Annotated in this window: 24 protein-coding genes; 21 read left to right on the forward strand and 3 right to left on the reverse strand. The window is 50.7% G+C overall.

The annotated features are described in order from the left end of the window. The first annotated feature begins 221 nt into the window (after nucleotides 1-221). The 18 genes from OMP95_RS01585 (at nucleotide 222) to OMP95_RS01670 (ending at nucleotide 15810) form a co-directional block, all read left to right on the forward strand. Nucleotides 222-1268, forward strand: a complete 1047-nt coding sequence (locus OMP95_RS01585) for a formylmethanofuran dehydrogenase subunit B (RefSeq protein WP_266325225.1) — start codon at nucleotides 222-224, stop codon at nucleotides 1266-1268. Nucleotides 1269-1281: 13 nt separating this feature from the next. After that, a complete protein-coding gene (locus OMP95_RS01590; RefSeq protein WP_266325227.1) occupies nucleotides 1282-2949 on the forward strand; it encodes a formylmethanofuran dehydrogenase subunit A in 1668 nt (555 codons plus the stop codon). Further along, the gene (gene fhcD / locus OMP95_RS01595) at nucleotides 2946-3842 is read left to right on the forward strand and encodes a formylmethanofuran--tetrahydromethanopterin N-formyltransferase (RefSeq protein WP_266325229.1); all 897 of its coding nucleotides are present in this window, start codon (nucleotides 2946-2948) and stop codon (nucleotides 3840-3842) included. The genes OMP95_RS01590 and fhcD overlap by 4 nt, the downstream gene beginning before the upstream one ends. Beyond that, on the forward strand, nucleotides 3839-4654 hold the full coding sequence (locus OMP95_RS01600; protein ID WP_266325231.1) for a formylmethanofuran dehydrogenase subunit C: 816 nt from the start codon (nucleotides 3839-3841) through the stop codon (nucleotides 4652-4654). The genes fhcD and OMP95_RS01600 overlap by 4 nt, the downstream gene beginning before the upstream one ends. Nucleotides 4655-4893: 239 nt before the next feature. Beyond that, the gene (locus tag OMP95_RS01605; RefSeq protein ID WP_266325233.1) at nucleotides 4894-5904 is read left to right on the forward strand and encodes a class 1 fructose-bisphosphatase; all 1011 of its coding nucleotides are present in this window, start codon (nucleotides 4894-4896) and stop codon (nucleotides 5902-5904) included. A 61-nt stretch (nucleotides 5905-5965) separates the two neighbouring features. Further along, the gene (locus tag OMP95_RS01610) at nucleotides 5966-6520 is read left to right on the forward strand and encodes a DUF4124 domain-containing protein (RefSeq protein WP_266325235.1); all 555 of its coding nucleotides are present in this window, start codon (nucleotides 5966-5968) and stop codon (nucleotides 6518-6520) included. A gap of 63 nt (nucleotides 6521-6583) precedes the next feature. After that, on the forward strand, nucleotides 6584-7048 hold the full coding sequence (locus tag OMP95_RS01615) for a DUF4124 domain-containing protein (RefSeq protein ID WP_266325237.1): 465 nt from the start codon (nucleotides 6584-6586) through the stop codon (nucleotides 7046-7048). A 215-nt stretch (nucleotides 7049-7263) separates the two neighbouring features. Further along, nucleotides 7264-7695, forward strand: coding sequence for a hypothetical protein (locus OMP95_RS01620; RefSeq protein WP_266325239.1), 432 nt, complete (start codon nucleotides 7264-7266; stop codon nucleotides 7693-7695). Then, complete coding sequence (locus OMP95_RS01625; protein ID WP_266325241.1) at nucleotides 7658-8635, forward strand: MBL fold metallo-hydrolase; 978 nt, start codon at nucleotides 7658-7660, stop codon at nucleotides 8633-8635. Before OMP95_RS01620 ends, OMP95_RS01625 begins: the two co-directional genes overlap by 38 nt. Before the next feature lie 124 nt (nucleotides 8636-8759). Beyond that, on the forward strand, nucleotides 8760-9110 hold the full coding sequence (locus OMP95_RS01630) for a DUF3147 family protein (RefSeq protein WP_266325243.1): 351 nt from the start codon (nucleotides 8760-8762) through the stop codon (nucleotides 9108-9110). 74 nt (nucleotides 9111-9184) lie between these two features. Beyond that, on the forward strand, nucleotides 9185-10129 hold the full coding sequence (locus tag OMP95_RS01635) for a sensor domain-containing diguanylate cyclase (RefSeq protein WP_266325245.1): 945 nt from the start codon (nucleotides 9185-9187) through the stop codon (nucleotides 10127-10129). Nucleotides 10130-10279: 150 nt separating this feature from the next. After that, nucleotides 10280-10765: a DUF2846 domain-containing protein gene (locus OMP95_RS01640; RefSeq protein ID WP_266325247.1), complete on the forward strand. Its 486-nt coding sequence runs from the start codon at nucleotides 10280-10282 to the stop codon at nucleotides 10763-10765. Between the two features lie 359 nt (nucleotides 10766-11124). Then, complete coding sequence (locus tag OMP95_RS01645; RefSeq protein ID WP_266325249.1) at nucleotides 11125-12495, forward strand: dicarboxylate/amino acid:cation symporter; 1371 nt, start codon at nucleotides 11125-11127, stop codon at nucleotides 12493-12495. A gap of 83 nt (nucleotides 12496-12578) precedes the next feature. Further along, nucleotides 12579-12866, forward strand: a complete 288-nt coding sequence (locus tag OMP95_RS01650; RefSeq protein ID WP_266325251.1) for a YkvA family protein — start codon at nucleotides 12579-12581, stop codon at nucleotides 12864-12866. A gap of 191 nt (nucleotides 12867-13057) precedes the next feature. Further along, nucleotides 13058-14092, forward strand: a complete 1035-nt coding sequence (locus OMP95_RS01655) for a sensor domain-containing diguanylate cyclase (RefSeq protein ID WP_266325253.1) — start codon at nucleotides 13058-13060, stop codon at nucleotides 14090-14092. Between the two features lie 73 nt (nucleotides 14093-14165). Next, nucleotides 14166-14636 carry a DM13 domain-containing protein gene (locus OMP95_RS01660; protein WP_266325255.1) on the forward strand — a complete coding sequence of 157 codons (471 nt, stop codon included), beginning with the start codon at nucleotides 14166-14168 and terminating at the stop codon, nucleotides 14634-14636. Nucleotides 14637-14668: 32 nt separating this feature from the next. After that, complete coding sequence (locus OMP95_RS01665; protein WP_266325257.1) at nucleotides 14669-15397, forward strand: dienelactone hydrolase family protein; 729 nt, start codon at nucleotides 14669-14671, stop codon at nucleotides 15395-15397. Nucleotides 15398-15414: 17 nt separating this feature from the next. Further along, nucleotides 15415-15810: an MAPEG family protein gene (locus OMP95_RS01670; RefSeq protein ID WP_266325259.1), complete on the forward strand. Its 396-nt coding sequence runs from the start codon at nucleotides 15415-15417 to the stop codon at nucleotides 15808-15810. Nucleotides 15811-15866: 56 nt separating this feature from the next. On the opposite strand, the gene OMP95_RS01675 is transcribed toward OMP95_RS01670, so the two are convergent. Continuing rightward, nucleotides 15867-16895, reverse strand: coding sequence for a GlxA family transcriptional regulator (locus tag OMP95_RS01675; RefSeq protein WP_266325261.1), 1029 nt, complete (start codon nucleotides 16893-16895; stop codon nucleotides 15867-15869). A 145-nt stretch (nucleotides 16896-17040) separates the two neighbouring features. On the opposite strand from OMP95_RS01675, the gene OMP95_RS01680 reads away from it, so the two are divergent. After that, a complete protein-coding gene (locus OMP95_RS01680; protein WP_266325263.1) occupies nucleotides 17041-17604 on the forward strand; it encodes an OsmC family protein in 564 nt (187 codons plus the stop codon). A gap of 73 nt (nucleotides 17605-17677) precedes the next feature. Here OMP95_RS01680 and OMP95_RS01685 read toward each other — a convergent pair whose 3' ends face one another. Together OMP95_RS01685 and OMP95_RS01690 are read right to left on the reverse strand one after the other, a co-directional pair. After that, entirely contained in the window at nucleotides 17678-20818 is a 3141-nt protein-coding gene (locus OMP95_RS01685) for an efflux RND transporter permease subunit (protein WP_266325265.1), read from the reverse strand. A 15-nt stretch (nucleotides 20819-20833) separates the two neighbouring features. Continuing rightward, a complete protein-coding gene (locus OMP95_RS01690; RefSeq protein ID WP_266325267.1) occupies nucleotides 20834-21913 on the reverse strand; it encodes an efflux RND transporter periplasmic adaptor subunit in 1080 nt (359 codons plus the stop codon). Nucleotides 21914-22241: 328 nt separating this feature from the next. Here OMP95_RS01690 and OMP95_RS01695 point away from each other — a divergent pair, with 328 nt between their 5' ends. Next, nucleotides 22242-23123 carry a bile acid:sodium symporter family protein gene (locus tag OMP95_RS01695; protein ID WP_266325269.1) on the forward strand — a complete coding sequence of 294 codons (882 nt, stop codon included), beginning with the start codon at nucleotides 22242-22244 and terminating at the stop codon, nucleotides 23121-23123. Then, the gene (locus OMP95_RS01700; protein ID WP_266325271.1) at nucleotides 23120-24379 is read left to right on the forward strand and encodes an MgtC/SapB family protein; all 1260 of its coding nucleotides are present in this window, start codon (nucleotides 23120-23122) and stop codon (nucleotides 24377-24379) included. Before OMP95_RS01695 ends, OMP95_RS01700 begins: the two co-directional genes overlap by 4 nt. Nucleotides 24380-24500 lie beyond the last annotated feature (121 nt).

Below are 24500 nucleotides of genomic sequence, written 5' to 3' on the forward strand. Positions count from 1 at the left end.
TTCAGTAAATCTCTGGCAATCGCGACAACAGCAACTTTGTCAGCTTCACGAACGGAGATAAAGGCTTTACCACCAGTTGGNNAACTCACAGAGGCTGCTAACTGAGATTTGGCAAATGCTTCACCAAGGCTGGCTTTGAAACCCCCATCACTGATCTGACACCGCGAATTCAGGGTAAGCAAGCCACGCTGGAGCAAGCAATAAAGCACATAGCCACATTAATGAAAGCCAGCAAGCAGCCATTAATTGGCGGTCTGGGAACCGATTTAAACGGTGCCCGTGCTGCGATGGCATTGGCGGATAAGAGCCAGGCCAGTGTTGACAGTGTTTATTCCAATGCGGCTTTCAGAAATATTCTGGTATTGCAGGATACCGGTTATATGACCACAACATTGACCGAAGTGCGTAACCGCGTCGATCTGCTGCTGATTGTCGGCACCGATGTTGAAAAAACCTTCCCGCGATTCTTTGAACGCATGGTCTGGGTCAAGGAAAGCATGTTCGGTCAGGATATAGAATCCCGCGACATCATTTATCTGGGTAAAAAACCGTCCGGCGAGGCTTCAACTTCGCCCGGTGGCAGAACAGCCCAGGTGATCGAATGTGATGATGCCGGTCTGCCGGAAGTCATTTCAGTGTTGCGAGCGCTGGTCAAAGGCAAAACCGTACAGGCGCAAACTGTGGTGGGTATTGCGGTAGCGGATTTGGCAGCTATCGCTGAAAAACTCAATGCGGCCAAATATTCTGTAGTGACCTGGTCTGCCGGTCAGCTTGACTTTGATCATGCGGAAGTCACGATTCAGAACATCTGCGAAATGATTAAGGAAATCAACCTCACTACCCGCAGCAGTGGTCTGCCATTGGGCGGCAAAGAAGGGGATGCCACGGTCAATGCCGTGTCTGCCTGGCAGAGCGGTTATCCTATGCGCACCAACTTCCATCGCGGCCATCCGGAATATGACCCTTATCTTAACGACGGCAAACGCATGCTGGCTGATGGGGAAGCCGATCTGCTGATCTGGGTGTCCAGCTTCAATGTGGCAGTCACTCCGCCGCCAAGCATCGCCACTACAGTGGTATTGGGACGTTCAGGCATGACGTTTGAACAGGAACCGGAAGTCTTTATCCCGGTCGGTGTCCCCGGTATCGATCATGCCGGCCGTGCGTTCCGTACCGACAGTGTGGTGTCTGTACCGCTGAAAAAATTACGTGACAGTGGCTTGCCCAGCACCTTCGAAGTGCTGACTGCTGTTGAACAAGCTCTGTAAACGGAGATAAATCATGATTACTAAATTAACAGGCGGCAGAATCTTTGATCCCGAACACGGTATCAACGATGTTGTCCGCGATATCTATATTCGTGATGGCCGTATTGTGGATGCGCCCAGTGATGGCAAAGTCGATGAAGAAATTGATGTCCGCGGTAAAGTCATCATGTCCGGCGCGATTGATATGCATACTCATATCGGCGGCGGAAAGGTCAATATTGCCCGTACCATGTTGCCGGAAGATCATGCCGAAGCGATTGTCGAGCGTACTGAACTGCTGCGCAGCGGTTCAGGTCATGCAGCGCCCAGCACCTTGACCACCGGTTACCGCTACGCTGAAATGGGTTATACCTCCTGTTTCGAACCTGCGGTATTGCCGGTCAATGCCCGTCAGGCCCATATGGAAATGCATGACACGCCGATTATCGATAAAGGCGGTTATGCGATGCTGGGCAGTGATGACTTCCTGCTCCGAATGATGGCGGCCAATCAGGATCAGGAAGCCATTAACAATTATGTGGCCTGGACCCTTACCCACAGTCAGGCTATCGGCATCAAAGTGGTCAATCCGGGCGGCATCAACGCCTTCAAATTCAACCAGCGCAAACTGGATCTTGACGAGAAAAACGAGTTTTACAATGTGTCGCCGCGTGAAATTCTGCAACGTTTATCGCGGGCGGTCACCGAGCTGGGCGTGCCGCATCCGTTACACGTTCATGGCTGTAATCTGGGCATACCGGGCAATATGAATACCACCCTCGATACCATTCAAGGTATTGAAGGTCTGCCGATGCATCTGACCCATATTCAGTTCCACAGCTACGGCACCGAAGGTGATTTCAAATTCTCATCCGGTGCGGCCGAGATTGCTGAAGCCATCAACAAACACAAAAACATCACCGTTGATGTCGGTCAGATCCTGTTCGGTCAGACCGTCACCGCATCGGGCGACAATATGCGCCAGTTTGCCGGTAGCGCCCATGCGCACCCGAACAAGTGGGTGTGTATGGATATCGAATGTGATGCCGGCTGTGGTGTGGTGCCGTTCAAATATAAAGATCAAAGCTATGTAAACGCCTTGCAGTGGATGATTGGTCTGGAAACCTTCCTGATGGTTGATGATCCGTGGCGGATCTTCCTGACCACCGATCACCCGAACGGTGCGCCGTTTACCAGCTATCCGCATCTGATCAAACTGCTGATGGATAAATCATTCCGTAACGATATGCTGTCCACCTTGCATCCGGAAGCACAGAAAGCTTCGCATCTGGCGTCATTGGATCGTGAGTATTCACTTTACGATATTGCGATTATGACCCGTGCCGGTGCCGCTAAGCTGGTCGGCTTGGCCGATCGCGGTCATCTGGGCACCGGTGCGGCAGCGGATATCACCGTTTATACCGATGATGCCGATCGCGAAAAAATGTTTGCCAAGCCGGATTATGTATTCAAAGACGGGCAGATGGTGGTCAAAAACGGTGAGCTGGTTAAAGTTACCTGGGGCACCACGCATGTGGTCAAACCGGAATTTGATATAAGCATTGAAAAACCGTTGCAGGCTTATTTCGATCAATACCACACCATGAAATTGGGCAACTTTAAAATCGGTGACGATGAAATCATTGATGATGGTCGCGGCAGTCTGACTGTACAGCCGTTGAAAAAAGGAGGCAGCTTATGATTATCAACGGCGTCACGATAGACCCGACCTTTGCCGAAGCCTTTCCGATGAAAGGTACCCGGGTCATTATCACGGCACAAAACCTTGAGTGGGCGATGAACTCGGCAACTGCGTTTACCGGTTTTGCCACCTCGGTCATTGCCTGTGGGTGTGAAGCGTCGATTGAACGCACTTTGGATCCGAGTGAAACCCCGGATGGCCGCCCCGGCGTAGCCTGTTTGATTTTTGCGATGGGCGGTAAAGGGCTGGCTAAACAAGTTGAAACCCGTGCGGGTCAGTGTGTACTTACATCTCCTACCTCGGCTTTATTTGCGGGGATTGATGAAGGTGATCAGATCGCTTTAGGTAAAAACCTGCGTTTCTTTGGTGACGGTTATCAAATCTCCAAGATGATCGACGGTAAACGCTACTGGCGGATTCCGGTGATGGACGGTGAATTCCTGACCCAGGAAACCACGGGCGTATTGCCATCGGTCGGCGGCGGTAACTTTTTGATTTTGGCCGAATCACAACCGCAGGCATTAGCGGCGTGTGAAGCGGCGATCAAGGAAATGAAAAAAATTCCGAACGTCATTATGCCGTTCCCGGGCGGGGTAGTGCGCTCAGGCTCTAAAGTCGGTTCCAAATACAAGGCGTTGAATGCCTCGACCAACGATGCGTTTTGCCCGACCTTGAAAGGCCAGACCAAATCCGAACTGTCGCCGGAAGTCGAATCGGTGATGGAAATCGTTATCGACGGTCTGTCGGAACAAGATATCAACAAAGCGATGCGTGTCGGTATTCAGGCGGCCTGTGATCTGGGCGCCGAAAATGGTATCCGTCGCATCAGCGCCGGTAACTACGGCGGTAAACTGGGGCCGTTCCACTTCCACCTGCAGGAGATCATGGCATGAGTGCTTTAACATTCACTTTAAAAACCACCCCTGCACAGCGTATTGATTGTTCGGCGCTGACACCGGATAAATTCGAAGGGAAAACGCTGGCTGATATCGCAGCATTAGAACTGGTCACTGGTAACAGCAAAACCCGCGTCGATGCCTTGTTTGATCTCAGCGGTGACGATCTGGATGATCTGTGTTTCGAAAACAGCTGCGGCAAACTGGATCATATCGGCCATGCAATGAGCTCAGGCAGCATTACCGTTAACGGCGATGGCGGCGCTTATCTGGGTCAGTTCATGACCGGCGGTCAGCTTGAAGTCAACGGCAATACCGGTATTTTCACCGCCTGTGAAATGAAAGGCGGTGTGATTAAAATCAACGGCAATGCCGGTGATTTTGTCGGCGGTGCCCGCGTCGGTTACAAAAACGGCATGGCCGGCGGTACCGTGATTGTGACCGGCAATACTGGTGATCGTACCGGCGATCATATGCGTCGCGGCATGATCCTGATTGAAGGAGACGCCGGTGATTACTGCGGTGCCCGTATGGTTTCCGGCACTATTGCCGTGTTGGGTCAGGTTGGCAAGCATCTGGGTTATGCGATGAAGCGCGGCACCTTGCTGCTTACTCAGCCGCCGCAAAACGGTATGGCGGCCAACTTCAATGACTGCGGCGCACATACGTTAGCATTTCTGCCGTTGATGTTTGCCTCGTTCAAACAGCTCGACAGCAAGTTTGCCGAGGTTGAACCGTTCTCACGGGTACAACGTTATGCCGGTGATATTTCCGGTATCGGTATGGGCGAGATCCTGGTCAAGCTGTAAAACTTAAAGATGTAACCACAGAGAAAATAATGTACTGGTTCCCACGGTCCTCCGTGGGAACCGTGTTCCTGTTCTCAGTAAACCCAACCGTTCCCATGCTTCGCGTGGGAACAAGAGCTTACACCTTGTAGGCTGGTTGAATACCAACTTGCTTATCCCTCCCCGGTGGTTTAGTTTTATCAAAATAACCATAAAGTAATTCAGCGAATCCGCTGACTTTCAGCGCGGAGGCAACACCCATGTCAGATATCGGAAAATCCGTTATTCAATTCATTGTCGAAGAACAACGGGCGCATCCCGGCTCCACCGGCGACTTATCCGGCCTGCTTAGCGATATTGTCAGCGCCTGTAAAAAAATCTCTCATCTGGTCGGCCGCAGCGGCATTATCGGCCTCGGCGGTTATGCCCACTCGCAAAACATCCAAGGTGAAGATCAGAAAAAACTCGATATCATCACTAATGATGTGATGGTCGACCATCTGAAATGGACCGGCCACCTTGCCGCGATGGCTTCGGAAGAAATCGAAGAAATCATCCAGATCCCGGCGCAGTTCCCCAAAGGTAAATACCTGGTCTGTTTCGATCCGCTGGACGGTTCCTCTAATATTGATATCAACCTGACGGTTGGCACTATCTTTTCGGTTTTACGTTGTCCGGAGGGTATCCAGGAGCCGGCGCTGGACGATTTTATGCAAAAAGGCAGCGAGCAGGTCTGTGCCGGTTTTTGCATTTACGGTCCGGCCACCATGCTCATCATGACGGCCGGCAACGGCGTCAATGGCTTTACGCTGGATCGTGATGTCGGCGAATTTATCCTCACCCATCCGGATATGACCATTCCGGAAGATACTGCCGAGTTTGCGATTAATACGTCTAACCAGCGCTTCTGGGAAGCGCCGGTCAAACGTTATATCGACGAATGCGTGCAAGGCACCGATGGCGGCCGCGAGAAAAACTTCAATATGCGCTGGAATGCGTCAATGGTGGCCGAGGTCTACCGCATCCTGACCCGCGGCGGCATCTTTATGTATCCCCTCGACAGCAGAATCGCCGAGAAAGGCGGCAAACTGCGCCTGATGTATGAAGCCAACCCGATGAGCTTTATCGTCGAACAGGCGGGCGGTGTGAGCTCCACAGGCCGCGAACGCATTATGGACATCCAGCCGCAAAGCATTCACCAGCGGGTGCCGGTGGTGTTGGGTTCTAAAAAAGAAGTGGAGCGGGTGGTCGAATATCACCAACAAGCATAAAGCGCCTGATTTTTAACAAAGCGCTATATAGCTAGGGCCTGTTTATTGAAATGGAGGGGAGATGGCGAAACATCTTGCTCTGGTACTCATTTCGGTATGGGTAACCGCTATCCAGGCGGCCGAAGTTTATCAATGTGTCGAAAATGGCACATTGATGTTGAGTGACAGACCTTGTGCAAAAGAGGCCGAACATCAGAAAACCATCCCTATCAAAGAACCGCTGCCAGCCACGGCAAGCTCTGAAAGCACCTCAGATTTAACCTCATCATCAAAAGCTGTTGTGGACTTGGGTTCGGACGAAATTCTTCGGCAGAAGCTAATCGGGCGTTGGGCCGGAAAATTATTGGGAGAGGGAAGTGAAGACAGGACTTTTTATGCAGACGGCACGTTTGAATCTTACGGAAAAAACAAGTTTGCTGAAATAACTGCCACCGGTAGCTGGTCTCTGCACGGTAAAAAGCTCACGATCACAGCTGATTTTGAGAATACGATGTATAACGGAGATAAAGTGACCGTGAACAATATTTTGAAATATACAGTGAAATCAATAGACGATCGTGTGCTGAAGCTCTACTGGCCTCGGTATGGCAGTAGCGAGGAATGGGTACGACAATAGCCCGTTAATTTATTTTTTATCATGGAAGATCATCATGGCTAAATTATTTACAGGAGCAAGGATATGCGTTTCTTAACAGCTTTATTAGCTTTGGTATTGGTTCTGCCGGTACAGGCAGAGATCTATAAATGCACGGTCAACGGCAAAACCCAGTTCAGCGATCAACCTTGTTCGGACAAGGCTGAAATCATTGAGCTTAAAATTCGCCAGCCCAAAGCTGAAGATGTAACAACGCAACAGCAGATAACCCAGCAATTCAAGGAAGAGTCCAGGGTCAATACCATCCATTCTTTGCACGAAGAAAACGAAACGCTTAAAGCCCAAATCACGGAACTGGAAAAGCAGCGGGAAGCTGAACTTGAGGAGTTAAGCCAAAGAACGTATCAATATGATGACGACACCATCGCCACTAAAGAGCCTGGCCTGTTTCAGAAAATGAACGATGTGATGGCGAGCTACCAGAAAAAAATCCGGCAGATCGAGAATCGGATACGGGAAAATGAAAATACGATGTCGCAGTTACAGTAGAAGGCACCGTGACTGTAGCAAACAGGCCCGATTAAACAAGCAAAGTCGAGTTATTGGCCTTATTTTGCGAGCATAGGCCCAGACGTTATTTCTAATTTGGTTAAAAATCAAAAATATAGTTTAGTCTTTGGTTTGATGTTGGCGGATTAAAATGTCGCCCTATAATAATTATTATGAGGCCGGAGGCTTCATAAACAGACTGTTAAGGATCTCCCATGGGCGACTCGGAAGTCTTTCTGCATGTCCAAAACTGTTTCAGTGATCTTGATGATGCTCGTAATGTGCTAAAGGCTGTCAGAAATTCAGACGGTGGCATCATCCGTGAAGCCGCTTTCAAGTATGCAGTTATAGCGTACTGTCGAGTCTATACAGGCTCACAGGGAAAGAAAGGGACGCCTTGGCGTAAACTTGATGAGCGCTACATCCCAGATGGTTTTCGTGAATTACATGATGAGTTGTTGCGTTGTCGAGACAAAATGTATGCCCATTCTGACAGGGACATCCTCGATGCAAAAGTTTCGGTTCATGAATTCAAAGGCCAAAAGATACCATTTCGAATTCAAAACATTGTGTACCCGCTCGAAGTGATGGCTAGGATTGAAAAAAGAAATGAACGCTGTATCTGGATGGAATGTACTTCACATTAGATTCACGGCTTATATGATCAGATTAATAATTAAATTAATCTCCGCTACGTCACTGTTTATGTTTTTTGCGTGCGTGGCGCATGCGTCTTCGGGCTGTGGTGATAACGGTGTAGCGGTGCAGGTACTGGGCTCTGGTGGTCCCGAAATCACCGACCAGCGGGCATCTTCTGCTTACTTGATCTGGCAGGATGGCCGTGCTCGCGTTTTGATAGACATGGGGCCGGGCAGCATGTTGCGTTACGAAGAAAGTGGTGCGCGATTGGAAGATCTCGACGTGATTTTGTTGAGCCATTTGCATGTCGATCACAGTGCGGATCTGCCGGCGCTTATCAAAGGGGCTTTTTTTACCGGGCGCGAGCGGGACTTGCCGATCTATGGCCCTACGGGTAATCAATTCATGCCGAATACGAAGGATTTCGTGCAGGCGTTGTTCGCGTCACCCGATGGTACATTTCATTATCTTGACGATTATTTGACGGGAAATGAAAGCTACCGCTTGAGAGCCTTTAACGTAGAGGCGGTCGGCGACAGCCCGACGAAGGTCATTGATGATGGGCGCTTTCATCTAACCGCCGTGCCTGTACACCATGGTTCGCTTCCAGCACTTGCCTGGCGTGTTGATATCGCCGGTAAGCATCTTGTGTTCAGTGGCGATATGAACGGTGACAACCACACGCTTGAGCTGCTTGCCTTTAATGCCGATCTGCTTGTGGCGCATCATGCGATTCCGGAAAGCATGGGTGGTGTTGCCCGTAACCTGCACATGCCGCCGTCAGTAATAGGTAAGATTGCTGCCATGGCGAGCGTTAAGCACGTCGTGTTGTCGCATCGTATGCGCCGTACCATCGGCCTCGAAACGGAGTCCACCGAAGAGATTCGAAAGCATTACAACGGGCCATTGGTATTTTCCGAAGACGGCCAATGCTTCGCTGTTGAGTGAATGTATTTAGCCGTGGTCGAGGATTAAGCGACCGAAACACTTGAAACCTGATATTTTAGTCATCGGATTCTATCCATTTGTAATCAAGTGTTACGAATTCCAACAAAATTAACGGGAAAAAGAAATGGCCTACTATCTGGCTAAGGTAGTCATTACCACAATTCTGATAGTTATTATCTCCGAAATCGCCAAGCGAAGCTCTCTGATCGCAGCTGTCTTGGCTTCCATACCACTGGTGTCAGTGCTTGCGATGATTTGGCTTTATATCGATACCAAGGATGTTGCCAAGGTTACTGCTCTGGCGACAAGTGTGTTCTGGCTGGTGATCCCTTCCTTGGCCTTATTTATCACCTTACCCTTGTTGTTAAAGCAGGGTGTGGGTTTCTATATCAGTCTGGCGATTTCTATTGGTGTTACCGTTACCTGTTACTTCGTTATGTTGGCTTTATTGAATTATTTCGAAGTAAAACTCTAGTTCATAATCAAGGGGATAATACGCTTGAAACCAGATACTTTAGTCACCTGATTCTATCCCTTCGGAATATAAACATGACCGACCACAACCTGGAGATGGAAAACGACAGCGAAGTTTATAAAACGCTGTTGGAGTCCACCAACGCCATTCCCTGGAAAATTGACTGGGAAAGCCTGCAATTTGCCTATATCGGCCCGCAAATCGAAAAGCTGCTGGGCTGGACTCAGGATAGCTGGAGAGGTATCGATGACTGGGTGGAGCGGATGCATCCCGAGGATAGGGAGGAGGTCGTCAACTTTTGCGTGTCACAATCCAAAGCAGGCACCGATCACGAGGCGGATTACCGGGCGCTGACCAAGGATGGTGAGTATGTCTGGATCCGTGATGTGGTACATGTGGTTCGAAATGAAAACGGTGAGGTCGATTCGCTGATAGGTTTTATGTTTGATATCACTGAGCGCAAGGAAACGGAACATAAGCTGATCGAGTTGCAAAAAGAGCTGGAAGAGTTGTCATTCAAAGACGGTCTGACCGGTGTGGCCAACCGTCGTATGTTTGATTCGGTGCTGGAAATGGAGTGGAACCATGCTCGGCGCAATCAACGGCCTTTGTCGTTGATCATGCTCGATATCGACTTTTTCAAACAATATAACGACCATTACGGTCATATTCAGGGTGATAGCTGCCTGAAACAGGTTGCCGAAACCTTGAGTGAGGCGGCAACACGCGCCAAAGATTTTATCGCCCGTTTTGGCGGCGAAGAGTTTGCGTTGATCCTGCCGGAAACCGACGCTGAAGCGGCCGGTAAAGTTGCTGAACGCTGCCGCAGGCTGATATTCAAACAGCAAATCCCGCACCGGGCTTCATCTATCAGCCATGTGCTGACGGTGAGCATGGGTGTCAGCACCATTATTCCGGCGCATGATGATGAACCGCTCCGCTTTATCGAAACGGTTGATCGCCTGCTTTACCAAGCCAAGCAAATGGGCAGAAACACCACCAAGGTCGGTGACGAGTGAAGCGAATCCCAACAATTAATTGCTTTCGAGGATATTGGGTTCAGCGTAAGAAATTTTTATGTTGAACATATCTGCCAGAAATGAAAGTATTACCGGCAGCCTATTAAAATAATAGAGAAGCTTAAACCAACAAAATAAAGGGACTTATACATGTTCAGAAAACTAGCGATTGCGGCTACGATAATTTTTTCATTAGTTTTGTCAGGTTGTGCATCAGTACCGATGGCTAATAAAGAAAATGACCTTGCATTGAAGCAGTTTTCACCCCCACCGGAAGATAAGGCCGGTCTCTATATTTATCGAAATACCTTTGTTGGGCAGGCACTGAAAAAGACGGTATCTCTGGATGGCAATGTGATCGGAGAAACGGCAAATAAAGTTTATTTCTACAAAGTTATTTCACCGGGCCCTCATACACTGGCTACAGAGTCCGAGTTCAGTGATAACTCAATATCATTTGAAGCAGATGCAGGCAAACACTATTACGCAGAGCAGTACATCAAGGTGGGTGTTTTTGTTGGTGGAGCTAACCTGAAAATGGTCGAGGAAGAAGAGGCTAGAAAGGCTATTCTTGAATGTAGTCTGGCCGAGGAAGCGTCGCTTGCTGACAAATCTGCTCAAGCCTCAAACCGATAGGTCTGGATGTATTTCATTAACTGTTTTCAGATAATTGGGTGGTCAGAATACGTTTAAGGTTGTCTTCAATCCAGCCAGCCAACCCGATCGCGCGTTCACCAATTTCCATTCCCAATGGCGTCAGACTAAATCCACATGTAGCTGTACCACAGGGTAAGAAGCGGGTTTGGAGTATATTTGTTCAAAAAGCATAGCGGCACTCACTTGTCTATGGATGATGCCATTGAACCAAGGACCATTGCATGTTCATGCTCTCCATCACCGATGGTGGCGTTATAAATATGAATTTGAAAAGGGCTGGCTTTTTGAAAAGAAAAATGAAGTAAGCTGTTTATTGACCATGTAACCCGAGAGTCAATATGGGCCAACAAGATGAAAAGTCGTCAGCCGCGAGTGAATATCCGCCTGCCACTCGTTATCTAAGCAGTTATCTGTTCGGGCTTGTGGAAAGCCGTTTATGGCTGAAGGTGCTGATCGGCCTGTTTCTGGGGCTTATCGTCGGTGTGTTATTGGGTCCTTCCGTTGGTTGGGTTGAACCGGAAACAGGTTCTATTATCGGCAGTTGGCTGGCATTTCCCGGCCATTTGTTTATCGCCAGTATTCAGATGATAGTGATACCGCTGGTGGTGGCGTCTGTGGTTCGTGGGCTGGCGGCCAGTGAGGATTTGGAGCAGCTTCGCAAAGTCGGCATTCGTGTCGTTTTGTTTTTTACTATCACCACCGCATTGGCTGCGGCGATAGGTTTATGGGTTGGCAATTTGTTCAAACCGGGTCTGCTGCTGCACGGTATGCCGGTACCGAATATTGATGATGCGGTGATTGAAAACAACGCAACATTGCCCAGTGTGGTTGAGTTACCGGAGGTATTGATAGGTCTGCTGCCCGGTAATCCGCTGGATGCGATGGTGCAAGGTCAGATGCTGCAAATCGTCATCTTTTCGATCATTGTCGGTATTGCGCTGGTGACGATGGCGCCGGAACAGTCGCGTCCGATGCTGGATTTGCTCAGATCCTTGCAACAGATCTGCATGACCGTGGTGCGCTGGGCAATGCGTCTCGCACCTTATGCCGTGTTTGGTTTGATGGCACAGCTGACGACCAGCATAGGTTTCAGTGCATTGCTTGGCATGGCCTCTTATGTAGCCACGGTACTGGCCGGACTGCTGGTGATGCTGGCGGTGTATTTATTGCTGTTGCGGTTCCTGGCCAAGCAGGAGCCGCTGCTTTTTCTGAAGCATTCGCGGGATGTGTTATTGCTGGCATTTTCCACGTCAAGCTCTGCTGCAGTGATGCCCTTGTCGATTCGGACTGCTCAAGACAAGTTGGGAGTGAGGCCCTCCATTGCCCAGTTCGTTATTCCGCTGGGGGCAACGATCAATATGAACGGCACGGCATTGTACCAGAGTGTAGCAACGGTTTTTCTGGCGCAGGTATATGGTATTGATTTGAGTATGGCGAGCATGGCTTTGGTGGTCGCAATGGCTGTCGGGGCATCCATCGGTTCTCCGGCGACACCGGGTGTCGGTATTATTATTTTATCGATGGTGCTCACCACTGTCGGCATCCCGCCAAGCGGTATCGCGTTGATAATGGGTGTCGACAGAGTTCTGGATATGTCGCGTACAGCGATTAATGTGACCGGTGATCTGGTGACGTCCCGTTTGATGGAGTCATGGGCGCGTAAAGAGCCGTCACAGGCTACGGCTGTGGCTACCGAGTCCGATCAATGATAACTGTTGACAGCTTAAAAAACAGGGCAGCAGAGCTAAAGAAAAATACCTGCGCCTTGTATCTGGCATCAAAAGATCCCCGCGTGCCAATATTGGCGAAAATAGTGATCGTTATCGTCGTGGCTTATGTCTTGAGTCCTGTTGATCTGATCCCGGATTTTATTCCGGTCATCGGTTATCTGGATGATATGTTGTTATTACCTATTGGTATCTGGCTGGCGATCAGATTGATACCCGAAGAGACCTGGTTAAGTTGTCAGGCAGCTGCGAAGAAGCAGATAGCTGATTTGCCGCGTAATCGTCAAGCAGTGAAGGTGATTATTTTTATCTGGCTATTATTGGTGTTAGTGATCTTGTTGTGGTTGGTTTAGCCTTCCATTGATGCTTCTTGTGAATTCGAGAATGATCTTTCACTTTTTAGCCTGTAGCAGAATTGCTAACCCAAATTAATTCAAAAAGTAAGTTTCTGATTAACGAATAATTTTCTGCTATATCCATTTTTTTTAAGTGGGTATAAAGTAGTAAATAACTATAGCCGTTAACCATAGGTGAGTCTTGAATCATGAGTGAAAAGCATGAGGATCAAGGCCGGGACGTCATAAAACAGCTTCGCAGCAGAACCGCACAGCTCGAGGAGTTAAGAGCGCACATCAATGGGCTGGAAAATCAATGTATGCATTTACAGGACTCGGCTCACCAGCTGGCTGAAAAACTCATCGAATACAGCCAGATTGAAGAGGAGTGGGAATGGTTCTTTGAACACTCTGTAGAAATGCTTTGTATCGCCGGAACCGATGGTTATTTCAAACGGGTTAACGCCGCTTTTGCCAACAATCTCGGTTATACAAAGCAAGAGCTTACTTCGTGCCCGTTTATCGATTTCGTTCATCCTGATGATCGGCAAAGAACACAGGAAGAATTCCGTGCGCTCCAACATGGGCACGACACCATCAACTTTGAAAACCGTTACCGGGATAGTGAAGGGCACTGGCACTGGTTGTCCTGGCATTGTCCCGCAGTTACTCCGTCGATGACCAAGCTGTTTGCGGTTGCGCATGATATGACCGAGAGAAAGCGCAGCGACGAGGATATGCTCTATAAGGCGTTACATGATCCGCTGACGGGTTTGTTCAATCGGGCGGCGTTTGAGGAACAGCTGTCTAACGCCATCGCACGGGTGAAGCGCCTTCCGGGTGATGAGATCGCGTTATACCTCATTGATCTGGATGGCTTCAAGCATGTTAATGATACCTATGGGCATATGGCCGGCGATCAATTGTTGAAACAGTTGTCAGCAAGATTTAAGAAGATAAAGCGGGAAAACGAGTTTGTCTGCCGCTATGGCGGAGATGAATTTGCCTGGCTCGCTGAAGAATCAGGGGCCATGAAAGTCGAACCGCTGGCGGAAAGAATTATGGCTAGCATTAATCAGCCCATCAAGCTGGAGAAGGCGACGGTCAGAGTTAGCTGCTGTGTCGGTATTTCAATATTTCCGCGTCAGGCCATAGATGCCAGCACCTTGATGTCGCAAGCCGATGCAGCTATGTATAGTGTTAAAAAAAATGGGAAATCCGGGTATAAGATATTCAAATACTAGGAGCCTGAATGCCCTCGCACGCTTTACGGTGGCTGGCATTGCCACGGCAACGGTATCAACAGGGAGGTGAGGTATGAAGAAAATTTTGCTGTTTCTTACAACCCATGCCGTTACCCTGCTTATCGGTTTCGCGGCCGGTATCTATTTGTTGCCTATCCTGATTGCGCCGCCGGCCCCGGAAGAGTCAGAAGTGAATGCCGTGGCTTCTCAGGCCATGTTCGGCGGTCAGTTTCGACGTGATCTCAAAGGCAGCGATGCGTTGCACTGGGGGGAAGGTACGGTGTCGGTCAGCCGCGAAGCGGTTTCACTGCAGGGTAAATTGGCGCCGGGGCCTGATTACCGGCTCTATTTCTCACCCGCGTTTGTCGAAACCAAGGCTGATTTCCTGCAAATAAAAGCTCAGATGGTGCAGGTCGGCGACGTTAAGACATTCGAGAACTTTATTGTTAAGCTGCCGGCATCAGTTGATCCGGCGTCCTATAACACGGTGATCGTCTGGTGTGAGTCGTTCAATATGTTTATCACCGCAGCCCGGTATCGTTGATCCGGGTAATTGGCTTTGGCAGGAACAACTTTATGAGAATAATTATTTCAGCCTTATTTTTCACTCTTTCCTTTGTTGCTGTTGCCGATATTGTTCAATATGAGGTTGATGGTAAAAGCTATGAAGGTTTCTACACCAGTCCGTCCGCGGATGCGCCGCTGATTTTGCTGCTACATGATTGGGATGGCCTGACCGAATACGAACTCCAGCGGACCCAGATGCTGGCTCAAAAAGGTTATGCGGTGTTTGCGGCAGATCTGTTCGGCGCCGGTATCCGGCCGACAGAAGATAAAGACAAGCGCCAGCATACCGGTGAGCTTTATCAGGATCGGGAAAAAATGCGTGCTCTGATGAATGGTGCTTTGCAAAAGGCGGCTGAATTAGGTGCGAAGATTGATAACGCGGTGGTGATGGGCTATTGCTTTGGCGGTGCCGCGGTACTTGAAATGGCGCGATCTGGTGCCGATCTGAAGGGATTTGTCAGCTTTCATGGCGGTTTACGCACTCCTGATGGTCAGGATTATGCCGCTACCAAGGGTGAAATTCTAATCCTGCATGGTGCCGCCGATCATCATATAAGCATGGATGAGTTTGCTCATTTGGGCGAAGAGCTGGAACAGCAAGGCGTGACTTATGAAATGATCGCCTATGGCGGCGCCCGCCATGCTTTTACCGTGTTTGGCGGTGACCGTTATCAGGCCGAAGCCGACAGAAAATCCTGGCAACGGTTTCTGTATTTTCTTGAAAACAAACTGCATTGATCTAACGGAGCCGCTTCATGCCCACCTTGTTTGTGACCTTGTTTATTGTGTCTTTATTTCCTATCACGCTGGCGGTGCTCGGCGGCTATCTGAGATATAAGCAGTTTGGCCACTTTGATAATAATCATCCCAGATTGCAACAAGCACAAATGACGGGGGTGGGCGCCAGGGTCTTATCGGCACAGAAAAATGCCTGGGAAGCGCTGATTTTCTATACCGTAATGTGTGTACTCGCTTACGTTTCAGAAATTGATTTGTATAGTCTTAACTACGCCGCGTTATTATTTTTGCTAAGCCGGATTGCACATCCCATTTTCTATATGCTGAATATGGCACCGTTCCGATCATTGGTGTTTTTGATTGGCTGGCTGAGCTGCCTGTATATCGGGATCAAGGCGGTGGCGTCAGCTTGATAACAGCGCTCTTTACAAGGTGATATCGTCGCATTCAGGCAGAACCTTTTGAGGCGCTAGTCAGATGCTGTTGCAACGGGCTGAAACATCCTGCGGTACTGGCCGGGTGTAAGTCCGGTCAGCCGCTTGAACAGTCGTCTGAAGAAGGAAGCGTCTTCATAACTGACAGCAAGTCCGACATCTTCCACTGGCATGGTGCCAGTTTCCAGTAATCGCTTGGCCTCTTCAATACGCAGGTTCTGAATATATTCGATCAGGGATGAGCCGGTTGCCATCTTGAATCGTCGTTTTAGGCTGCGTTCCGGGATCGCCACTTCTTCCAGCAAAGCATGGATTGCATGTGGTTCCCGAAAATGCTGTTCAAGCCATTTTTCACAGCGTCGTACCAATGAATCAGCATGCGGCGTCCTGCGTACCAGGCTGGTATAGGGCAGCTGACCTTCGCCATGCCATTTCAGCAGATAGACCTTGGCAATACGCAAAGCTTCACCGGTACCGGCATAGCGGGAGATGATGTGAATGGCCAGATCATGCCAGGAGGTGGTGCCGCCGGCAGTGATGATGCGCCCGGCGGTGTCGGCAAATACCAGGTTGGCCTCCGGACGGAAGCGCACCTGTGGATAGTGTTCACGGAACAGGTCCTGATAACCCCAGTGGGAAGTGGCCTCGCAATGATCCAGCAGTCCGCTTTCTGCAAGCAGAATGGAGCCGGAGCAGGCGGAAAATATATGGCTTCCCTGCCGGTATTGCTGCTGTATCCATGTCATTAACTCTGGATAGCGACCGCTGATATCTTCGTGCGGCCCCAGCCAGATCTCAGGCAGAATCACAATATCGGCTGCCGGATGGTCTTTAATACTGCAGGCAGGTGTGACCGGGATTGCGTTGCCGCAGTTAAAAGGCTTGTTTTCAATGGCCACGACACGGACATTGAACAGCTGGCGAGGGGCTTCCGTAGCGACGAGGGTTTGCCAGATATTACCCGCAGCCATCAGCACATCCACCATGCCATACAAGGCTGAACCAGCTGTTTCCCTGATCGCAACGATAAGGACTTCCAGAGGTTTGATTCGAGCAGGATTCATCTTTCACCCCCAGCCATCAATTGATGGCACAAATGCCCTGTTATTGACATAAATCCATCTTATTCAGGGGGTTGTCAAGGCGTAACTTAATACTCAAGCCCTGCAAACAGGGCCTGGTTATCAATATCAACGAGAGGAAGTTGTCATGAATACCATCAACCAAACACAATGCAACGGCCTGGATATGGTCAAAATGGGGCAAACCGTAGCACTGTTACAAAACGAGCCCGACCTGGCCCGTTTTGAGTTCCGGGTACAAAACAGGTGGATCAGCGGGGGAGAAAATCAGTCCACTATCCGCGGTTTCTATGGTGCCGGCGCTGAAGATACCTCCAGGCAGGAAGATTTTGTCTTTACCAATGGTGAACCACCAGTATTGCTGGGGGATAACGAAGGGGCCAACCCGGTTGAGTTTCTGCTGCATGCGCTGGCTGGTTGTGTCACAACCACAACAGTTTTACATGCTGCCGCCAGAGGCATTCATATCCGGGCGCTGTCTACCGAATTGAGTGGCAATATTGATGTGCAGGGTTTGCTGGACCTGGATCCTGATGTTCCCGTTGGTTATGAGCAGATTCTTATCAAGATGCATATTGAGGCTGATTGCAGCGATGAAGAACTGGAAGATTTGCTGGCTTTTACCAAAGCGCATTCTCCGGTGTGCAACACCGTGTGCCGGCCGGTTCCCGTTGTACTCGAACGTGCTTGAAAAAACAAAAAGGCGGAGCGGTTAATACACTGCTCCGCCTTTTTAATTGTGAAGGAAACAAGAAAACAGGCACTTAGCCTGCAGAATTTCTGCGCTGTGGCCGCAAGGACAATACCTGGATAAGCAAACAAGGCAGAAAAGTCAGCGTCACGATCATTGAGTAGAAAATACCGACCAGCACCACGATCCCGACCCCTCGGTAGAGCTCAGTGCCGGCGCCGGGAAGAAAGACCAGAGGTGCCAGACCAAACACGGTGGTGGCCGTTGACATCAAAATAGGCCGCAGGCGGGTGGCAACAGCCTTATTAACTGCCGTGCGGATGGAGAGAGAGCTGTCACGCAGATTTCTTCTGGTCTGTTCAACAATCAGAATCGGATTGTTGACCACGGTACCGAGCAGAATGACAAAACCAAGCATGGTGATCATATCGAAAGGCTGAATCAGCGCCGGCAGCCCGAAAGCATTGAGTATTCCTCCCGAGGCATTAACGGCCACCAGTCCGACGATGCCGCCGGCAATACCCAGCGGCACGGTCGCCAGAATCAATAACGGATAACCCCAGTGGGAGAAGATGGCGGCCAGCAGCAGATAGATCAGAATCACCGCGATAACCATATTGCTTGAAAGTGATTCCCGCGTGGCATCCAGCTGATCAGCGGCACCGGAAATACTGACTGTGACGCCTTTCTCGACTTCGCCCGCAGCCTGCATGGTCGGGATCATCTCTGTTCTCACCTGGTTCACGGCGGTTTCCAGCGCTACTTCACGAGGCGGGATGATGGATAAGGTCACGGTACGGCGCCCATCTACCCGGCGTAACTCGTCACTGTCCACCGTGTCTTTGATTTTGGCCAGCGCATTGAGCGGTAATACGGTGCCGCCCGGTGTCATGACCGGGAGGGTGGCCAGTTGTGACAGTGTTTGATTTTGACCGGCGCTGCTGAAGATAAAGATATCGATCTTGTCGTCGTCCATAAAGAATTCGTCTACATAAGCGCCGTCACTTAATGCCGCGACGGTATAACCGAATTCATCAGCGGACATGCCCAGTTCGGCAAGCCTGTCCCATAAGGGTTCAATTTCTATCAGCGGCTGATCCAGTGACAAAGAAGAGGGTTCCGAGTCAATCTGCGGATTATGGAACATCTGCTCTGCCCGTAGCAGGGCTTTTTCAGCCGTCTGGTACAGGCTGGCTTGATCCGGCCCGGAAATATCCAGGTTCACCGCGCGGGTGCCGCCCTGATTACTGGCGATAATCGAGCCCCGGTGTGAAAAGCCGCGCATGCCCGGATAGCTTTTAAACATATCAGTGAGCGCATGCATCATGGGGCCGATGTCTTTTTCACGGGTGGGTTCACTCAACACCCAGATCGTGCCCGGGGCGATGCGCTGGAAATAGTATTTCAGTGACGGTAGCGGGTGTTCACCGCTATCAAATTTTGCCGGATCAGCATGCAGCGCCAGCGATAAATGCGCACGGATTTCGTCTGCCAGCATTTTCATTTCAGACAAGTTATAACCGGGCGGTGCCGTCATCACGCTGAATGCTTTCGGTTCTTCACCTTCAGGCAGGTATTCTGCCGGCGGCATCAGATACCAGCCCGCGCCCAAGGTGCCGGCAAAGAGCAACACAATACAAGCCATTCGTATGAATGAACCGGCATTCAACCTGCTGACCATTTTCAGAATCGGTCCCGGATGCGACAGATCATCGCCATAATCGCGGTTACCGAATCCCACCCGCGCACAGGCGGCCGGGACGACGCCAACGGCAAACAGCATGGATGCCAGAATCGCGGTGGAAATGGCGATAGCTATATCTGAATAAAGCTGGCCTGCTTCTTCCTGTACAAACAAGACCGGCGCAAAGACCAAAACCGTGGTCAGACTGGAGGCCAGCACCGCAGTCCACACGTCTTTGACGCCGGTGATGGCCGCCTCGATACGATCCAAACCACGGCGGCGCGCCTGTTCGATGCTTTCCAATACAACGATGGTGTTATCCACCGTCATGCCGATGGCAAAGGCGATACCCGCCAGCGAGATAACATTGAGGGTGCGATCAAAGGCGAGCAGGCCGATAAAGGCGGCGATAATACAAACCGGCATACCCAGCAGGCCGATGAGTGTGGCACGACCGGAACGCAGGAACAGAAACAAAACAGCAGTGGCGAGTACTGCGCCCAGCATCAGATTGGTGGTGACTTTTTTTACCGACGCTTGCACATAACGCACGTCATCCCCAATCAGCGAAATGGTGAGTCCGCCCGGCTCAAGCAGGTCGCGGCGGAGTTCTTCCACGACTTGCAACATTTCCCGTTTGATATCAATAACGTTAGAACCCGGCTGGCGCTTGACGGCCAAGGTCAAAGCCGGTTCGTCATTCACTATGGAGATGCCCCGGACCTCATAATGATCCAGCTGGATTTCGGCCACATCCTGCAGTTTGATGTCCGTATTATTGCGATGTACCAGAATCAGCTGCTTCAGGCTTTCAACGTCTTTGAAGCGCCCGGTTGTTCTGATTAGATAACGACGTTTGCCGTCATCCAGATCGCCTGCCGAGGTGTCGCGGTTGCGTTCACGAATGGCATCGCGAACATCGGTCAGGGTCAGGCCGCGTTGCGCCAGTTTGGCGGGATCGATATAGATTTGAATCTGGCGTTCCGGACCACCGCGCAGCTGCACTTCAGAAACGCCTCTGACGCGCTCCATCCGCGGCCGGACATCGTCATCAATAAAATCGGTGACCATGTTCATGTTCAGCTGTAGCGGATTGCCGGGCAAAGGCGTAATCGCAAAATACATAAAAGCATTTTCAGAAAACGAGCTGCTGAACAGTTGCGGCTGATCAACATTTTCCGGATAGCTGGGTACCTGGCTCAGGGCATTGGAGACTTCAATAAGCGTCTCATTGATATCAACACCAAAAGGAAATTCCATTTCAATGCTGGCCTGGCCGGTTGCCGCCAAGGATTCCATGCGGGACAGATTGGGCACACTGCGTAAATAGCGCTCCTGCTCAATCAGGATTTCTTTTTCCACATCCTGGGGTGTTGCCCCGGGCCAGCCGGTCACGACGCTGATGGTGCGTACATCCAGATCAGGAATCATCTGTACCGGGATTCGTTGTGCGGCGGCGATGCCCAGCACGATGACGATCAATACAATAACGGTGAGCAGTTTTCCGTTTCTAATCGGCGCTTCCAGCATGATAATCCCGAATCGTTATTGATTAATGATGGTAACGGCTTGCTGATCCCTCAGCACTTCGTTGCCGCGAATCACGACCTGTTCATTGCTGTTCAGACCGTTGATAATGCTGACGCCTTGCTGGCTTTGCTGCCCGATGCGAACCTGTCTGCGCTCGGCAATGCCGTTGTTGACGATAAACAGGCTGTAGCCGCCATCCGGATGAAGCAGCAGCGCATCACGCGGCACAATCAGTTTTTCAGTGGTGCTGCCATTGAGGCCGAATTCGGCGGTCGCAGAAGTGCCGGGCAGCAGGTTGAGGTCGCTGGTATCAATCACCACGCGCACCAGAAACGCTCGGGCCTGCGGATCACTGACCGGCACAATGGCGTTGATGCGGGCTTTGATTTTACGGCCGGGATAAACGTCCGGAATCACATTGACCAGGGTGTCGGGGTGAATATCTGCGAAACGTTCCTGAGGCACTTTGACGTCAAGACGAACAAGATCGGTGGCCACCAGTTCCAGCACGGTGGTACCGCGGTTTACCCATTCTCCGGCTTCCGTCATCTTGGCGCTGATGACCCCGGCAAAAGGGGCGGGTAACTCGTGGCGGCGCAGATTTTCCCGGGCCGCCTCTTCTGCGGCCTTGGCGGCATTTAGCGCCGCGTTTCTCAGGGCAAGATTGGATTTACGGTTAGCCATCTCGCTTTCAGAGATATAGTTCTGCTGACGCAAACGTTCCGCTTCTTTGACCAGACGTGCGGCTTCGTCTCTGGCCGCTTCAGCTTCGGCTGTTGCCGCTTTTGCCTGCGCGACATTCTGCCGGGCGATGGCCGGGTCCAGTCTCAATAACACATCGCCTTTGGCTACCTTGCTGCCGGCATCTACCCGTACTTCCGCTACCAGACCATCGACACGGGGAGACAGCTTGGCGTGTCTCTCTGCTGTGAGCGAGCCGGACAGGCTCAGGGTTTCTGCCACGGTCGACTGAATGGGCAAAGTGGTGGCAACAGGGGTGGGGTCGTTAGCCAGCGAATATTTAGCCGGAACGGCAGCCAGTATTAATAGCAGCAACGAAAAGCGTATACGGGAAAATGGGCGGCGGGTAAGCATATATTTCAGTTTATTCCTTTTCACTAGAAGCAGTCTCGGTCTTAAAATTACCCTTGCACACTGATACGGCGTTACCAACCCTGCTACGGTGCTCATTTACTAATTGGTAAACTCCGCTGCTCGCGGGATTCATACCTTGTTTCAGTACATGATCCCTACTTTTGAGACCGCTTCTATTTAGGTTATGGCAGCAGGAATAGTTCCCAGCTACGCACACAGTGTTAAATTAACAGCCACAGCGCCGGTTTTGGCAAGTTTTATCAGGCGGAGACAATTATTTTATATGTTGAACAGGCTAACCCGATTATTTCCGCTCTGGGCTATCTGTATGAGTGCTTTGGCCTGGTGGCAGCCACAGTGGTTTGTGTTTGCTAAACCGGCGATTTTGCCTTTGCTCGCGTTGATCATGTTTGCCATGGGCTTAACGCTGACGGTAAATGATTTCAAGCGGGTGCTCAAAATGCCCGGCGTGATTGTATTGGGCACATTGCTTCAGTTTGGTTTGATGCCATTGTTAGCCTGGATGATTGCCGCCGGGCTTAAACTGGAGCCGCTGCTGGCTGCCGGTTTGATTCTTGTTGGAGCCTGTTCCGGCGGCACAGCGTCGAATGTGATCACCTATCTGGCGAGAGGCAATGTGGCTTTATCCATCACGCTGACCGCGGTGTCGACGCTGCTGGCAGTGGTTATGACCCCCTGGCTCAGCTGGTTGTATATTGATACCGCCATAGCGGTACCGGTCTGGTCCATGCTGAAAACCATCTTATGGTTGGTGATTCTGCCGGTGGTATCGGGCGTGTTGATAAATCAGTTTTTTCATCGTTTTGTTAAACCGGTTCAAAGAATGTGTCCGCTGATAGCGGTGTTGGCCATAGTGCTGATCATTGCGATTATTGTGGCGCTGAACCAGCCACGGCTGGCAGGCATATCTTCTATCCTGCTACTGGCGGTGATGATGCATAACCTTGCCGGTCTGTTGTTGGGGTATGGCATTAGCCGTTTAATGGGTTATTCCGGCGCGGTGTCACGTACACTGGCTATTGAAGTCGGGATGCAGAACTCCGGACTGGCGGTGGCGCTGGCGTTGAAATATTTTGCACCGCTGGCGGCTTTGCCCGGTGCTTTATTCAGTATCTGGCACAATATAAGTGGATCGTTGCTGGCCAGCTGGTGGCAGCGGCAACCAAGCATTGAGCGCGCAGAATCATGACAGTAGAAGTCGACACTCTTTATTATTTGCTGGTGGCTTTAGCCATCGGCTTGCTGATTGGTGTGGAGCGGGGCTGGCAGGAGCGGGAAAGCCGGGAAGGTCAGCGTATTGCCGGTGTCCGCACCTATGGTCTGATTGGTCTGTTGGGAGGTGTGCTGGCTTTGTTATCCGAACAGTTCGGTGAGTTGATTCTGGGACTGGGTTTTATTGGTGTGGCAACGCTTATTGGCATGATCTTCCTGGCTAAACAACGGCAACAGGGTGAATGGGGCATTACCAGTCTGATTGCGGCACTGCTGGTCTATGTGCTGGCTGCCTTGGCAGCCACAGGCGAAGTGCTGGTAGCTTCTTCCACGGCGGTGGTGGCGGTTTTGTTACTCAGTTACAAACCGCTGTTGCATGGCTGGATCAGTCATTTGCAAGCTGAAGAACTGCGTGCCGGTATCAAGTTGTTGCTGATTTCGGTGGTGTTACTGCCGGTGTTGCCGGATGAGGCATTTGGCCCAGGGCAAGTCCTTAACCCCTATCGGATCTGGTGGATGGTCGTGTTGATTGCCACGATTTCTTTTGTGGGTTACTTTGCCATCAAAATCGGCGGTGCCCGCCGCGGCATCTTGTTTACCGGTCTGTTTGGTGGCTTGGCTTCATCGACGGCAGTGACCTTGCATTTATCGCGATTGGGTAAGTACCATCCAGACGCGCTGCCGGTGGTGGCGAGCGGCATTCTTATCGCTTGCGGCACCATGTTTATTCGCCTGTTGATGATTGTTGGTCTGCTGGAACCCTCATTGCTGAAAGGATTGTGGATACCGGTAGCGCTGATGGCTGTTATTACTTATCTGCCATTGCTGGCATATCATCGTGACGGTATGCCTGCTTCGCTGGGCACTTCGTCGACATTGAAAAATCCGCTGGAACTGAAAACGGCGCTGACCTTTGGTGCCATCCTGGCGTCGGTGATGATTTTGAGCGTATTTTTACGGCAGGCTTTTGGCGATGCAGGTCTGATAACGTTGGCGGCGGTGTCCGGGATTGCCGATGTGGACGCCATCGTGTTGTCTCTGGTGGGCATGGCGAGTGATGATTTGTCGCCGCGCCTGTTTGTTCTGGGCTGTGTGGTGGCGGCGGCGATGAACAATCTGCTCAAAGCTGGCATGGCCTTTATTATCGGTGGCCATGCTTTGGGGCTGAAGGTGGCACCGCCGCTGATTTTGAGCTTTGTTATCGGTTTGCTTGTCGCTTGGTCTGGAGTTTGATTGTTCGCGGTAAAGTTGTTCCGTAAGGGGACCAGTCGGAATTTTTTATATTTATAAATCCGCAGATTACGCAGATGGACGCAGATTATTCCGGAAAAGATGATCAGGGCCATGCCTACGA

The organism is Methylophaga sp. OBS4 (assembly GCF_026319305.1).
Classification (GTDB): Bacteria; Pseudomonadota; Gammaproteobacteria; order Nitrosococcales; family Methylophagaceae; genus Methylophaga.

Bases quoted from the DNA above. Each gene is read 5' to 3' on its own strand.
- OMP95_RS01605 (WP_266325233.1), top strand. From the start codon at position 4,894: ATGTCAGATATCGGAAAATCCGTTATTCAATTCATTGTCGAAGAACAA.
- OMP95_RS01620 (WP_266325239.1), top strand. From the start codon at position 7,264: ATGGGCGACTCGGAAGTCTTTCTGCATGTCCAAAACTGTTTCAGTGAT.
- OMP95_RS01680 (WP_266325263.1), top strand. From the start codon at position 17,041: ATGAATACCATCAACCAAACACAATGCAACGGCCTGGATATGGTCAAA.
- OMP95_RS01700 (WP_266325271.1), top strand. From the start codon at position 23,120: ATGACAGTAGAAGTCGACACTCTTTATTATTTGCTGGTGGCTTTAGCC.
- OMP95_RS01690 (WP_266325267.1), bottom strand. From the start codon at position 21,913: ATGCTTACCCGCCGCCCATTTTCCCGTATACGCTTTTCGTTGCTGCTA.
- OMP95_RS01610 (WP_266325235.1), top strand. From the start codon at position 5,966: ATGGCGAAACATCTTGCTCTGGTACTCATTTCGGTATGGGTAACCGCT.
- OMP95_RS01665 (WP_266325257.1), top strand. From the start codon at position 14,669: ATGAGAATAATTATTTCAGCCTTATTTTTCACTCTTTCCTTTGTTGCT.
- OMP95_RS01655 (WP_266325253.1), top strand. From the start codon at position 13,058: ATGAGTGAAAAGCATGAGGATCAAGGCCGGGACGTCATAAAACAGCTT.
- OMP95_RS01625 (WP_266325241.1), top strand. From the start codon at position 7,658: ATGAACGCTGTATCTGGATGGAATGTACTTCACATTAGATTCACGGCT.
- OMP95_RS01630 (WP_266325243.1), top strand. From the start codon at position 8,760: ATGGCCTACTATCTGGCTAAGGTAGTCATTACCACAATTCTGATAGTT.
- OMP95_RS01685 (WP_266325265.1), bottom strand. From the start codon at position 20,818: ATGCTGGAAGCGCCGATTAGAAACGGAAAACTGCTCACCGTTATTGTA.
- OMP95_RS01675 (WP_266325261.1), bottom strand. From the start codon at position 16,895: ATGAATCCTGCTCGAATCAAACCTCTGGAAGTCCTTATCGTTGCGATC.
- OMP95_RS01640 (WP_266325247.1), top strand. From the start codon at position 10,280: ATGTTCAGAAAACTAGCGATTGCGGCTACGATAATTTTTTCATTAGTT.
- OMP95_RS01615 (WP_266325237.1), top strand. From the start codon at position 6,584: ATGCGTTTCTTAACAGCTTTATTAGCTTTGGTATTGGTTCTGCCGGTA.
- OMP95_RS01600 (WP_266325231.1), top strand. From the start codon at position 3,839: ATGAGTGCTTTAACATTCACTTTAAAAACCACCCCTGCACAGCGTATT.
- OMP95_RS01660 (WP_266325255.1), top strand. From the start codon at position 14,166: ATGAAGAAAATTTTGCTGTTTCTTACAACCCATGCCGTTACCCTGCTT.
- OMP95_RS01645 (WP_266325249.1), top strand. From the start codon at position 11,125: ATGGGCCAACAAGATGAAAAGTCGTCAGCCGCGAGTGAATATCCGCCT.
- OMP95_RS01695 (WP_266325269.1), top strand. From the start codon at position 22,242: ATGAGTGCTTTGGCCTGGTGGCAGCCACAGTGGTTTGTGTTTGCTAAA.
- OMP95_RS01670 (WP_266325259.1), top strand. From the start codon at position 15,415: ATGCCCACCTTGTTTGTGACCTTGTTTATTGTGTCTTTATTTCCTATC.
- OMP95_RS01585 (WP_266325225.1), top strand. From the start codon at position 222: ATGAAAGCCAGCAAGCAGCCATTAATTGGCGGTCTGGGAACCGATTTA.
- OMP95_RS01635 (WP_266325245.1), top strand. From the start codon at position 9,185: ATGACCGACCACAACCTGGAGATGGAAAACGACAGCGAAGTTTATAAA.
- OMP95_RS01590 (WP_266325227.1), top strand. From the start codon at position 1,282: ATGATTACTAAATTAACAGGCGGCAGAATCTTTGATCCCGAACACGGT.
- fhcD (WP_266325229.1), top strand. From the start codon at position 2,946: ATGATTATCAACGGCGTCACGATAGACCCGACCTTTGCCGAAGCCTTT.